The sequence below is a fragment of the Pseudomonas sp. B21-031 genome, from assembly GCF_024748985.1.
Lineage (GTDB): Bacteria > Pseudomonadota > Gammaproteobacteria > Pseudomonadales > Pseudomonadaceae > Aquipseudomonas > Aquipseudomonas kermanshahensis.
Genome location: NZ_CP087181.1, coordinates 4,771,220 through 4,783,747, shown reverse-complemented (window position 1 = coordinate 4,783,747; position 12,528 = coordinate 4,771,220). Strand labels below are relative to the sequence as shown.

9 protein-coding genes are annotated in these 12,528 nt (G+C 61.7%); 4 read left to right on the top strand and 5 right to left on the bottom strand.

All coding sequences use genetic code 11. The annotated features are described in order from the left end of the window. Positions 1 to 69: 69 nt before the first annotated feature. Both LOY53_RS21300 and LOY53_RS21295 read left to right on the top strand, forming a co-directional pair. Positions 70 to 1,260, top strand: a complete 1,191-nt coding sequence (locus LOY53_RS21300) for an alpha-xenorhabdolysin family binary toxin subunit A (RefSeq protein WP_252825659.1) — start codon at positions 70 to 72, stop codon at positions 1,258 to 1,260. 1 nt (position 1,261) lies between these two features. Further along, a complete protein-coding gene (locus LOY53_RS21295) occupies positions 1,262 to 2,197 on the top strand; it encodes an alpha-xenorhabdolysin family binary toxin subunit B (protein ID WP_258703266.1) in 936 nt (311 codons plus the stop codon). 6 nt (positions 2,198 to 2,203) lie between these two features. Here LOY53_RS21295 and LOY53_RS21290 read toward each other — a convergent pair whose 3' ends face one another. The 5 genes from LOY53_RS21290 to LOY53_RS21270 all read right to left on the bottom strand — a co-directional run bounded on the left by LOY53_RS21290 (position 2,204) and on the right by LOY53_RS21270 (position 11,422). After that, a complete protein-coding gene (locus LOY53_RS21290) occupies positions 2,204 to 2,596 on the bottom strand; it encodes a protease inhibitor I42 family protein (RefSeq protein WP_099455161.1) in 393 nt (130 codons plus the stop codon). Positions 2,597 to 2,704: 108 nt separating this feature from the next. Beyond that, a complete protein-coding gene (gene lon, locus LOY53_RS21285; RefSeq protein ID WP_252825657.1) occupies positions 2,705 to 5,125 on the bottom strand; it encodes an endopeptidase La in 2,421 nt (806 codons plus the stop codon). Positions 5,126 to 5,272: 147 nt separating this feature from the next. Next, the gene (locus LOY53_RS21280; RefSeq protein WP_027594162.1) at positions 5,273 to 7,684 is read right to left on the bottom strand and encodes a glucose/quinate/shikimate family membrane-bound PQQ-dependent dehydrogenase; all 2,412 of its coding nucleotides are present in this window, start codon (positions 7,682 to 7,684) and stop codon (positions 5,273 to 5,275) included. A gap of 31 nt (positions 7,685 to 7,715) precedes the next feature. Next, on the bottom strand, positions 7,716 to 9,050 hold the full coding sequence (locus tag LOY53_RS21275) for a carbohydrate porin (RefSeq protein ID WP_252825656.1): 1,335 nt from the start codon (positions 9,048 to 9,050) through the stop codon (positions 7,716 to 7,718). Positions 9,051 to 9,370: 320 nt separating this feature from the next. Further along, the gene (locus LOY53_RS21270) at positions 9,371 to 11,422 is read right to left on the bottom strand and encodes a TonB-dependent receptor (RefSeq protein WP_258703265.1); all 2,052 of its coding nucleotides are present in this window, start codon (positions 11,420 to 11,422) and stop codon (positions 9,371 to 9,373) included. A gap of 164 nt (positions 11,423 to 11,586) precedes the next feature. Here LOY53_RS21270 and LOY53_RS21265 point away from each other — a divergent pair, with 164 nt between their 5' ends. Both LOY53_RS21265 and LOY53_RS21260 read left to right on the top strand, forming a co-directional pair. Beyond that, positions 11,587 to 11,808 carry a VF530 family DNA-binding protein gene (locus LOY53_RS21265; RefSeq protein WP_027594165.1) on the top strand — a complete coding sequence of 74 codons (222 nt, stop codon included), beginning with the start codon at positions 11,587 to 11,589 and terminating at the stop codon, positions 11,806 to 11,808. A gap of 1 nt (position 11,809) precedes the next feature. Next, positions 11,810 to 12,451 (top strand): Pr6Pr family membrane protein, encoded by a 642-nt coding sequence (locus LOY53_RS21260; RefSeq protein ID WP_252825654.1) that lies wholly within the window; start codon positions 11,810 to 11,812, stop codon positions 12,449 to 12,451. Positions 12,452 to 12,528: the final 77 nt, after the last annotated feature.

Genomic DNA, 12,528 nt, shown 5'->3' with positions numbered 1-12,528 from the left:
CCCGTAATGCCGCTACTTTAATAACTCACTTCCATCGTGGGTTATACGGGTAAGGTTATGGAACATATAATGAATGACGCGCAGGGGCAGGCAGGTATTCCCATTGAGGAAATGGACCTGGCGCTCAAGGTGAAGTTATTGCCGGAGCGGTACTTTGCATTTATCAGTAGCCGTGTCAATAGTGGTAGCCAAGTGGGCGGCTTATTGACCGCAGAGAACCTCAAGGCTATCAAGTCGTATGCCAATGTCGTTAACCAGTTGCCGCGCACTCGAAGCGAAGTTGATCAAGATGTCAATTACGCGTCACTCGGCATTGACGCCACCTTTGTGCATGATCTGTATCGGGCGCTGCACAGGCATGTGAATGAGTGGGACACGCTCGAACGCAGCATTAAGCAGCTGGGGCCTGAAATCGAACTGTTCGCTGAAAGCCTGGTAAAGCGCGGCGGTGCCTTGCTGGGCAACCTTGAGCGCAGCGAGGTGTTTCAGCAAATCAAGAAAAACAAATCCGAGGAAGGCGTGGATGTTTACAACCATGAGCTGACCCCGGAAGAGCGCGAACAGATTACATCGGTGTTAAGCGGCGGCATCACTGGCCTGATCCGCGAAATCGAGAACACTCAGCGGCGCATTGCAGACGTCGACGGGCGCGCCTCCTGGTTTAATCGTGAAATCAGGATTGAGCTCAAGCCACGCATGGTGCGGTTGCTCAAGCATTTTGATGAGAAAATCGCCGCCAACGATGTACTGGAAAAGCGCAAGCAGCTTGATGAGTGGGATCAGAAAATCGATCAGCTCAAGTCGGAGTACGACGCCAATGTCGGTTATGCCTTCACGGGGCTGTTGTTAGGCCCGCTGGGGTTGCTGGTGACCGGTGGTGTGTTCGGCGCCAAGGCCGAGCAGATACGTGCAGCCAAGAATGGATTGATAACGCAACGCGATGAATTGGCGCTTGCGCTGATAAAAATGGAGCCAGCGCGCAAAGATTTTGAACGGGTATCTTCATTGGTCAGGGACCTTCAATTCAGGTGCAAAGACCTGTCTGCGGCCACTAAAAGGCTTGCAGATGTCTGGTTGTTTTTGGCGTCCTATGCCAATAACTCGATGAATGAGGCCAAGGAACTGACCAGCAGCACCCAATTGGAATCCTTTGTCCACGATTTTTCAGAGGTGATTAATCCGTGGACCAAGATAGGCGGTATTTGCCATACGCTGTCTGAATTGTTTAATGACTTGGTTGAAGAGTACGAGGATGCCTGACATGGATGTTGCAAACGTCGAATTCGCCCTACCTGATTTTACCCGCATGCAAGTGTTGGAAGATCACACATTCTTGTTGATTGATTCCAAACGCCAGCAGGTCCTGCCTGCAGCACGTGAGCAATTGGATGACCTGAAGAAACTGATAGTGGCTGTGGAACGGTGCTTTCTGGAAAGCCTGGTCGGCGGCATTGTGCTTCTGGAGAATCGCGAATTTGTTACACGCACGACGGTGGCCAGCGTCGATACGAGGCTGGCCGGTGTTATCAGCCGGCTCAACCAGCATCATGCAGCATTGGCCAAGCAGTGTTTACGGCTGGAGCTCTTTTCGCTGTCCGCCTTGGTGCAGCAATTGCCAGACCTGGAAGCACGTACTGCCAGGCTCGATGGCCAGGTCGCAGCGTTTGACCAGCGCTTGCAGCAGCAGCGGCAACAACAGGCGGATATCGTCCAGGCCATCACGCTGTTCGAAAAACCCTCTATCTACAGTGCCTTGAAGGGGCTAATCCCCAGTGAGGATGAGATCGCTCAGATAGCCGGGTTGATCAAAGACCCGAAATTCGACACCCAGTTGCTCACGGCAGTCGTTCAGAAACTCACGGGCCACGTCGACGTTCTGGAAGGGGCGAAAACGTTCAATGATTTGATCAAGGTGCGCGCCAAGCTCGACGTGAAGATCAATGAAACGACCGGTGACCTGGCAACGGTGCAGCACGCCTTGAAAGATGCACTGAACGAGTACGAGGCGGTCAAGTTGCTGGTCGGGCTTGAACCGCTCAAGCAGGAGTGGCTGATGGAACTGCGCAAGGTGGAGCATGAATGGCAGTCACAAGCTATTCAGCTCAACCCCATGATGGACTTGGATGTCGCGCAGGTAGCGCTGCAGGACCTTTACACCTACCTGCTGGCAGTCAAGGTTGCCAGCGACAGGCGTTAAGCGCGGTCAGCGTACGATGACCTTGCACTCGAAGCTCTGCACCGGCGCTACTTCAGCTTCCCAGGGGCGTTGATACACCAGCACCAGTTGGGCTTCTCCGGCACTGCTGGCAAGGTAGCGCCAGGTGGACGAGCCGGCACTGCCGACCACGTCGGTGTCATCGGGGGCGCTGTAGACCTCAGGGCCGAGGCTTTTCAGGATGCTTGCGGCAGGGTTCTCAATGCGCCAGCGGTAGCCGGTTGAGGGGTTTCCTGGAAGGGTCAGGGTCAGTGCCTGGCCCACCTTCAGACGCTGAGGGCATTCGCTTTCGGCGTCCAGCTCGACGGTTGGCAGGGGGTGCTGGGCGCAGGCAGCAAGCAGGGTAAGGCTCAGTGGAACGAGCAGACGAGGGGCGGTCATGTTGGCTCCGTAGGCTGGCGATGACCTGAGGATAACCGAAGCACGTGCAAATTTGTGCCAGCGGTACTGGCCTGTTCGCGGCGAATGCCGCAAACAGGCCAGGACTGATCAGAACAGCACTTTCGCCACGTCGGCAAAGCGCTTGGCAAAATGCACCGTCAGCCCTTCACGCAGGTAGTCTGGCAATTCTTCGAAGTCGCCGCGGTTGGCCTCGGGCAGAATCAGCTCGAAGATCTTCTGCCGCTTGGCGGCAATCACCTTCTCACGCACCCCGCCAATGGGCAGCACCTGGCCGGTCAGGGTCAATTCACCGGTCATGGCCACGCCTTTTTTCGGCGCCTGGTCCCGCGCCAGCGACAGCAGCGCGCTGGCCATGGTCACCCCCGCGCTTGGGCCGTCCTTGGGCGTCGCACCTTCGGGCACGTGGAGGTGGATGAACGCCTCGTTGAAGTAGCCTGGGTCACCACCAAACTGCTTGAGGTTGGAGCTGACGTAGCTGTAGGCGATCTCGGCGGACTCTTTCATCACATCCCCCAGTTTGCCGGTCAGCTTGAAGCCGCGGCTGAGGGTATGAATGCGGGTGGCTTCGATCGGCAGCGTGGCGCCGCCCATGCTGGTCCAGGCCAAACCCGTTATCACGCCTTTGCCGGCCAGCACCTGCTCACTGCGGAACACTGGCATGCCGAGCGCGGCCTCCAGGTCTTTGCTGCCAATCTTGAGCTTGGCATCCGGGTCTTCCAGCAACTTGACCACGGCTTTGCGCACCAGTTTGCCCAGTTGCTTCTCCAGCTGCCGCACCCCGGCCTCACGGGCATAGCCCTCGATCACGGTGCGTAGTGCGCTGTCAGTGATGCTCAGGCTGGTCTTGGCCACGCCGGCCTTGTCCAGCTGCTTGGGCCACAGGTGACGCTTGGCGATGGCCAGCTTTTCTTCGGTGATGTAGCCGGAGAGGCGGATCACTTCCATACGGTCGAGCAACGGCCCGGGGATCGAGTCGAGCGTGTTGGCGGTGCAGACGAACAGCACCTTGGACAGGTCCAGTCGCAGGTCCAGGTAGTGGTCAAGGAAGTCGACGTTCTGCTCGGGGTCGAGGGTTTCCAGCAGCGCGGAAGCCGGGTCGCCCTGGTAGCTCTGGCCCATCTTGTCGATCTCGTCGAGCATGATCACCGGGTTCATCACTTCGACGTCTTTCAGTGCCTGTACCAGCTTGCCCGGTTGGGCGCCGATGTAGGTTCGGCGGTGGCCCTTGATTTCCGCCTCGTCGCGCATGCCGCCGACGCTGAAGCGGTAGAACGGCCTGCCGAGCGATTCGGCAATGGACTTGCCAATGCTGGTCTTGCCCACACCTGGCGGGCCCACCAGCAGCACGATCGAGCCGCTGATCTCGCCTTTCCAGGCGCCCACGGCGAGGAATTCGAGAATGCGTTCCTTGATGTCATCAAGGCCGGCGTGGTGCTGGTCGAGCACCTTGCGCGCGTGCTTGAGGTCGAGCTTGTCTTTGCCGTAAACGCCCCACGGCAGGGCGGTGGCCCAGTCGAGATAGTTGCGGGTCACGGCGTATTCGGGTGAGCCGGTCTCGAGGATTGCCAGCTTGCCCATTTCTTCGTCGATGCGCTTCTGCGCCTGGGCGGGCAGGGTCTTGCCCTCAAGGCGCTGCTCGAACTGTTCGAGGTCGGCGCTGCGGTCGTCCTTGGTCAGGCCCAGCTCCTGCTGGATGACCTTGAGCTGCTCTTTGAGGAAGAACTCGCGCTGGTGTTCGCCGATCTGGCGGTTGACCTCGGCCGAGATCTCGTTCTGCAGGCGCGCCACCTCGACCTCTTTGCGCAGCATCGGCAGGACCTTTTCCATGCGTTTGAGCATGGGCACGCAATCGAGCACTTCCTGTAACTGGCTGCCGGTGGCCGACGTGAGGGCCGCGGCAAAATCGGTCAGCGGTGACGGGTCGTTGGGGCTGAAGCGGTTGAGGTAGTTTTTCAGCTCTTCGCTGTACAGCGGGTTGAGCGGCAGCAGCTCTTTGATCGCATTGATCAGCGCCATGCCGTAGGCCTTGACCTCGTCAGTAGGCTCGGTGGGTTGGCGCGGGTATTCCACTTCGACCAGGTAGGGCGGGCGATGGTGCTTGAGCCAGGTCCGGATGCGCACCCGGGTCAGGCCCTGAGCCACGAACTGCAGCTTGCCGTTCTCACGGCTGGCGTGGTGCACCTTGACCAGGGTGCCGTACTCCGGCAGGGCCGAGGTGTCGAAATGGCGGTGGTCTTCGGGCGGGGTGTCCATGAAGAACAGCGCCAGGCAGTGGTCGGGTGACTTGGCGACCAAGTCGAGGGTTTCTGCCCAGGGCTCTTCGTTGACGATTACGGGCAACACTTGTGCCGGGAAGAACGGGCGGTTGTGAATCGGGATCACATACACCTTGTCCGGCAGTTGCTGGCCGGGCAGGGCGAGGGCGTGGCCGGGGGTGGCCTGGGTATCGGCGTGCTCGACTTCGCTGTGTTCGTCGGGGTGTTCGGGCAAATCCTGCTGGTTGCTCATGGGGCACCTGCGTGAATGACTATGGTGCTTAGATGGGGCGCGGGGGGATGGGTTTCAAGCTTTGCGTTAGAAGCTGCAAGTTGCAAAAAAAAACGGGGCCCTGCAGGCCCCGCTTTCTCTTGTGGCTTGTAGCTTGCCGCTAGAAGCTTAGTCGGCGAGTTTGTAAGCGATGATGTAATCACCCATCTTGGTGCCCAGCGAGCCGTGGCCGCCAGCGGTCACCAGCACGTACTGCTTGCCGTCCTTGCCGCTGTAGGTCATTGGCGTGGCCTGGCCACCGGCCGGCAGGCGGGCTTTCCACAGCTCTTTACCGTTGTTGGTGTCGTAGGCACGCAGGTACTGGTCGAGGGTGCCGCTGAGGAAGCCGACGCCGCCTGCGGTGACGATCGAACCGCCCATGCTCGGCACGCCTACCGGCAGGCCGATCGGCACAGGTGTGCTGTCGCGGGTGGTGCCGTTCTTGTGCTTCCACACGACCTTGTTGGTGAACAGATCGATGGCCGCCACATAGCCCCAGGCAGGCGCCTGGCACGGTACGCCCAGCGGCGACATGAACGGGTGCATGGTCACCGCGTACGGTGCGCCGGTGTTGGGCTGCACGCCGCTGGTCTCGCTTTCGCGCTTGCTGCCGGCGGCGACTTGCTCGCGCGGCACCATCTTCGACACGAAGGCCATGTAGTTGGGCGAGGTGAACAGCAACTGGCGTACCGGGTCGACCGACACGCTGCCCCAGTTGAACACGCCGACGTTACCTGGGTAGATCAGCGAACCCTGCTCGGACGGCGGGGTGTACTGGCCTTCGTAACGCAGTTCGCGGAACTGGATGCGGCACAGCATCTGGTCGAACGGCGTGGCGCCCCACATGGCCTGTTCGGTCAGCTCAGGGCCGAGCAGATTGAGGTCGGAGCGGGCCTGGGTCGGCGAGGTGTGGTCGCCTTTCACGGCGCCTTGCGGGGTCGGGATCTCACGGATCGGCACGATTGGCGTGCCGTCGCGGCGGTCCAGCACATACAGGCTGCCCTGCTTGGTCGGCACGATGATCGCCGGCTTCACGCCATCGGCGGTCTTCAGGTGGACCAGGGTTGGCTGGCTGCCGACGTCCATGTCCCACAGGTCGTGGTGCGTGAACTGGTAGTTCCAGCGGGCCTTGCCGGTGGTCAGGTCGAGGGCGACAACACCTGCGCTGTACTTTTCCGCGCCCGGGGTGCGGTCGGCGCCCCATTGGTCTGGGGTCTGGTTGCCCAGCGGCAGGTAGATCATGCCGAGGTCTTCATCGACGCTGGCGATCGACCACATGTTTGCCGAGTTGCGGCTGTAGGTCTTGCCAGGTGCCAGAGGCTTGGTGTCGTCCGGGTTGTTGCTGTCCCAGTTCCACACCAGGTGGCCGTCGTGCACGTCGTAGGCGCGGATGACGCCGGACGGCTCATTGGTCGACTCGTTGTCGGTGACATGGCCGCCGATGATCACCAGGTCACGGGTGATCGCCGCAGGCGAAGTGGAGTAGTAGCCGCCGGCGGTGAATGGGCCGATGCCGGTGGTCAGGTCGATCACGCCCTGGTTGGCGAAGCCCTCGCAGACCTTGCCGTTGTCGGCGTTGATGGCGATCAGGCGAGCGTCGGCGGTGGGCAGGTACAGGCGGCGCGGGCAGGCCTGGGCGACGGCCTGGCCGGCATCGGTGATTTTCGGTGCTGGGCTGCCATCACGGCTGACGTAGTTGTTCTCGTCATAGTACGAGACGCCGCGGCAGGTCATGTGGGCGAAGCCCTTGAAGGTACCGACCGGGCTCTTGACCTGCGGGTCGTAGCGCCAGATTTCGGCGCCGGTGTCCGGGTCCAGGGCCAGTAGCTTGCTGTGCGCAGTGCAGGCGTAGAGCATACCGTTGACCTTCAACGGGGTGTTCTGGTTGGTCAGCTCCACCGGGTCGTTGTCGGTCGGCAGGTCGCCGGTACGGATGCGCCAGGCTTCTTCCAGGCGGTAGGCGTTCTGCGGGGTGATCTGGCGCAACGGCGAATAGCGGTCGCCATGCTCGGTGCGGCCGTAGGCTTGCCATTCGCCGTCGGGCATGGCCGGCGCGGCGCTGGCCATCTCACTGCTCTCGCGGCCCAGTTCGCCGAACACTTCACCTGGGTGGGTGAACTGGCTGCCCAGGGCGCAGGCACCGGAGGCGACCACGGCGACGCTGAGCAGCGCGGTATTGGCCTTGGCGGCCGGGCCGATCAGTGGGCGACGTGCCCAGGGCAGCAGCAGGACCACGCCAATGGCGAACCAGATGGCCAGGCGCGGCACCAGTTGCCACCAGTCCAGGCCCACTTCCAGCAATGCCCAGGCGGTGCTGCCGAGCAGCACCAGGCCGTACAGCCCGAGGGCGATGCGGCGTTGGGCCAGCAGCAGGATACCGGACAGGGCAAAGCCGATGCCGGCGATCAGGTAATACAGCGACCCCCCCAGCTGGCTCAGCTTGATGCCGCCAGCCAGCAGGGCCAGGCCCATCAGCAACAGCAGCACGCCCAGAAGGCGCGGTAGCCAGCGGGTTCCATTCTTGGCACCGTCAGTGCTCATCGTAGGTTCTCCGTTATGTCAAAAAGTTGATTCAGAAAGTGCTTTGGATCTTCAGGCCGCCGATCAGCGCATCGTCAACCTGCGACACCCCGCCCGGGTGGCGGATGTACTGCAGGTTGGGGCGCACTGTGAGCCAGTCGGCCAAATGAATGCCGTAGTACAACTCGGCGCTGTACTCCGTGTCCTGCACGGGCAGGTAGCCAGGGTTGTCGTAGTCGTCGAGGCCGGCGGCCTGGTTGGCCAGGCGGGCGTTCTTGCGGTAGGCCGGGTTGACGTGCACGCGGGCGAGGGCGAAGCCGATGTCGTCCTTGGCGCGGGCATCGAAGGGCCCTTTGTATACCAGTCCTGCCTGAACATAGTTGTCGATGGCATTGGTCTTCTTGTCGTGCAAGGTGGCGTTGGCGAACAGGCTCAGGCCACGGGACTGGTCGGATGCCAGCGAGGTGACCTGCTGCTGGGCGCCGAGCCACATGCCGTGCTTGCTCGAACGGCTGCGGTAGGCGGCGCCACTGAGCGCGGCCGGCTGGCCGTTGCTGTCGTCGAGCACATCGAGTGCCTTGGCATTACTGTAGTAGTAGCCGGCGCGATATTCCCCTTTCAGGCCATTGACCTGTGGGCTCCACACCAGTTCGACCGGCAGGATGGCGCCCTGGGTGCCGCTGCCACTGAGCTTGAAACCGTTACCCGACTCCAGGTTGGAGGGGTTTTGCTCGTACACGCCGACCTGGGCATAGAGTGCGTCGGTGAGGTTGTAGCGCACGCGCAGGGCCCATTGGCTGACAGGCCAGTTGTACCAGATGCCGCCAACCCAGTTGCCTACCTGCGAGCCGCAGAACGCCAGGTTCTGGAAGTCGCAGGGGAAGCTGTTGAAGTCTTCGCCTTCGCCGAAACGGCCGAATTTGACGTCCAGCGCGCCGTCGAAGTACTTCTGTTTCACCCACAGTTGCGTGAGCCGCCAGGTTTCACCGCGGCCCCAGACTTCCTGGGCAGAGGTGAAGCCGCCGACACGCGGGTCGTTGATGCGGTCGTTGCTGATGTTGTCGCCGTGGCGCTCGGTGAGGGTCAGCTGAAATTCGGTGTCGTTCCAGCCAAAGATTTTTTCCAGGTCCAGGTGGCTACCGAAGGTGAACTGGTCGCTATAGCGCGCGGTACGGTCGTGGTCGAAGCCGCCGTGCAGGTTGCTGCCCATTTCGCCGGTATAGCCGAGGGTGAAGTCGTAACCTTTTGCCAGTAATTCACTGCGGGTGCCGCCCCAATCGCCCAGCATCCACGGGGAATCGCTGGCGAACATTTCGCTGGCGCTGGCAGGGGTTGCACAGGCGGTGAGGGCAAGGCCGATGAAACAGGTTTTGGGCAGCTGGAGCATGAGATAGCGCTATCTTTTGATTATTGAAAAAACGACAAGGGCATCGAAGGGCGGGCCCTTCAATGGAGATGACAACAAGGTGGAGTCGATGAAGCGATTCAGCTTGCGGCGGGGAGGATATAGGGGAAGTTGTAAGAAAAAAAGACAAATTGTCGCAGTTGATTGTTGTCGATCCGGTAACAGTGCCGTTTGTAGGAGCAGCCTTGTGCTGCGAAGAGGCCGGTGAAATCAGTGAAGATCTGCTGTGTTATCTCCGGCCTCTTCGCAGCACAAGGCTGCCCCTACACGCGAATTGGGGCGCAAGGCGCCCCAATGGGATCTCAAAACGTCGTACGCAGCCCCACTTCCACACTGCGCCCCGGCGCTGGCGCAATATCCCGCAGAATCGAACTGGCATAGCGCACCGTCTGATCCGTCAGGTTTTCACCCCGCACGAAGGCCAGCCACTCGCTCTGCCCGATGTCGAAACGATAGCCAACGCTGGCGCCCAGCGTGGTGTAGCCATCGGTGCTGGTTTCGTTGGCCGGTGTGCGATGTTGCGACGCGGCATGCTGCACATCGACCCGCGCCTGCCAGCGGTCCAGCGCCCAGACCAGGCCACTGTTCAACCGCAGCGGTGCGATTCGCGGCAACGGTTCGCCACTGTCGAGGTTCTTGGCCCGGGTATAGTCGCCGGACAGCTCCAGCGCGAAGCTGCCATAGCGGTTCTCGACCAGTTGCCAGCGGTCTTGCGCCTCGATGCCATAGAAGCGCGCTCGCACGCCCTGATACTGGTACTCCGGGAAGCCCGCATGGTCGTGATCATGATCGTGGTCATGCTCGTCCTCGCCATGGTCGTGGTCATGGCCCTCACGCAGGTTGCCTGTGCCGATCAGGCCAATGTAGTTGCGAAAGTGGCTGTAGAAGACCCCGACGCTGCCTTTGTGAGTGCCGTTGTCGAAGCGCAGGGCCAAGTCGCCGGAAATGGCCTTTTCCTTGTTCAGGCTGGCATCGCCCACCTCGTAAGCCCCGGTGGCCACATGCGCACCGTTGGCATACAGCTCATAGAAGGTTGGGGCGCGCTCGGTATAGCCAAGGTTGGCGGCCAGTGCCCAGACCGGGTCGAGCTGGTACACCGCCCCGGACGACAGGCTGAAGGCATTGAAACTGCTGGCGCTGTCGGCCGCGGCAAAGGTCTCGTTGCCCTTGGCATCCGGGTCGACGCGGGTGTGCTCCAAACGCGCGCCCAGGCTCAGGTTCAGGCGCTCGGTGGCTTGCCATTGCTCAAGCATGAACAGCGCCAGGCTGTCGGTATCGGTATGCGGGACGAACGCTTCCTCCCCCAGTGCCGAGAACTCGTTACGGCTGACCTGGGCACCGATCACCCCTTCAACCGGCCCGAGTGGCTGGTGACGCGCCTCGATGCGTGCCTCGTAGCCCTTGTTCTTGAAGGTGGTGTGCACCTCGCCTTCTTCGATTTCGCTGTGCGCGTAGTCGGTATAGCCGGCATCGACCTTGACCGAGCTGAACGGGCCTTCGAGGTCACGCAGTTCAGAGGCGAATGCGTAGTGGTCTTGCTGCATGTCCAGGCGTACGCCGGGTTCGGCCACCGAGCCGTAGTTGCTGTCGTAGCGGCTGTAGGACAGGCCGGCATAGCCATGATCCCACTGGTAAGAGCCGCCGACGGCGCCGCCATCCTGACGCCCGTCGCTGTTCTCCAAGCGGTGTTTGCTCCCCGGCTCGTCGGCGTCACGCACCTTTGAGCTGCGCGCGTAACCAGGGATGCGCAAATCGTTGAACTGGCGGCTGTTGGCGTCCAGGTGCAGGGCGAAGGCGCCGTTGCCGGCTTCCAGTTTACCGGCGCTGCTGCGGGTGGTGTCGGCGCCGCCATAACGCAGTTCGCCCGCCCCGTGGATGCCTTCGATGGGCGCATCGGGGATGCGGTTATCGAAGGTATTGACCACACCGCCAATGGCATTGCCGCCGTAGAGCAGGGCAGCGGGCCCGCGGACGATTTCGACCCGCTCCACGGTCACCGGGTCGAGCGGTACGGCGTGATCGTAGGACAGCGACGAGGCATCCAGTGCACCGACGCCGTTGCGCAGGATGCGGATGCGGTCGCCGTCCAGGCCGCGGATCACCGGGCGGCTTGCCCCAGGGCCGAACCAGGTAGAGGCGACGCCGGGCTGTTTGTTCAGGGTTTCACCGAGGCTGCCGTGTTGCTGTTGCAGCAGGTGGTCACCTTCGAGGACCGTGCTCGGGGCGGCCAGTTGGCGATTGCCCAGCGGGTTGGCGGTGATGACCTGGGGTTCGAGTTCAACGGCCTGGCTGGGTGATGAGGCCAGCCACAGTGCGACGGCGAGGGGGGAGAGGCGGAGCGGGATGTACAGCATGGGGATGGGGCGTTCCTTGGCAGAGGCTTTTGTATTGTTACTGTATAACATTGCTATTTCAGCATAAGGCTTTCGCCTCTGGCCAGCGGTTTTTCAAGCGACCTGAGTCCCCTGGCCACTACACTCGTGTAAGGTGCGCACCTTTCCCACGCTGGAGCACTGGCATGAGCACGGCCCAACACAACGCGTTGCACGGCAAGACCCTAGAGCAGATCCTCACCGAACTGGTGGCTCACTACGAATGGCAGGGCCTGGCCGAGCGCGTCGATGTGCGTTGCTTCAAGAGCAACCCGACCATCAAGTCGAGCCTGACCTTCTTGCGCAAGACGCCTTGGGCGCGGGAGAAGGTCGAACAGCTGTACGTGAAGCTGCAGCGCAAGGCCTGAGGTGCGGCGCCATCCCTGGCTGAGCCTGGCCGCCGTGCTCGGTTGGTTCGGCCTTGCGGTGCAGGTCTACCTGGTGTTGCTGGCGCGCTGGCAGGAACAGGCCAGCCTGATCGGCGGGCTGGTCAACGTGTTTGGTTATTTCACCGTGCTGACCAACACCTTGGTGGCGACGGTGCTGAGTTATGCCGCGTTTGGTCGGGAGGGCAGCGCCAGGCGCTTCTTTCTGTTGCCCTCGGTCAGCTCCGCCGTGGCGGCCAGTATCGTGCTGGTGGCGCTGGCCTACAGCGTGCTGCTGCGTCACCTGTGGCAACCCGAGGGTTGGCAATGGCTGGCAGACGAGTTGCTGCATGATGTGATGCCGGCGTTGTTCGTGCTGTACTGGTGGGTCGCAGTGCCCAAGGGCCATTTGCGGCTGTGGCACCTGGCGGGCTGGGCGCTGTACCCGGCGGGGTACTTTGCCTATGCGCTGTGGCGGGGCAGTGAGATTGGCGTGTATGCCTACCCCTTCATCGATGTGGCGAGCCTCGGGTATGGGCGGGTGATGCTCAATGCCCTCGGGGTGTTGGCGGGGTTCTGGGGGATCGGGCTGGTGTTGCTGGGGTTGGACCGCTGGCGCGGCCGGCAGTTGGCGGTCAGCGTGTAGGAGTAGCCTTGTGCTGCGAAGAGGCCAGTGGAGCCTCTGAAGAACTGGGGTGATGCCACTGGCCTCTTCGCAGCACA

Coding starts and splice junctions, on each gene's coding strand:
- LOY53_RS21275 (WP_252825656.1), bottom strand. CDS start 9,050: ATGCTCCAGCTGCCCAAAACCTGTTTCATCGGCCTTGCCCTCACCGCC.
- LOY53_RS21265 (WP_027594165.1), top strand. CDS start 11,587: ATGAGCACGGCCCAACACAACGCGTTGCACGGCAAGACCCTAGAGCAG.
- LOY53_RS21290 (WP_099455161.1), bottom strand. CDS start 2,596: ATGACCGCCCCTCGTCTGCTCGTTCCACTGAGCCTTACCCTGCTTGCT.
- LOY53_RS21300 (WP_252825659.1), top strand. CDS start 70: ATGAATGACGCGCAGGGGCAGGCAGGTATTCCCATTGAGGAAATGGAC.
- lon (WP_252825657.1), bottom strand. CDS start 5,125: ATGAGCAACCAGCAGGATTTGCCCGAACACCCCGACGAACACAGCGAA.
- LOY53_RS21270 (WP_258703265.1), bottom strand. CDS start 11,422: ATGCTGTACATCCCGCTCCGCCTCTCCCCCCTCGCCGTCGCACTGTGG.
- LOY53_RS21280 (WP_027594162.1), bottom strand. CDS start 7,684: ATGAGCACTGACGGTGCCAAGAATGGAACCCGCTGGCTACCGCGCCTT.
- LOY53_RS21295 (WP_258703266.1), top strand. CDS start 1,262: ATGGATGTTGCAAACGTCGAATTCGCCCTACCTGATTTTACCCGCATG.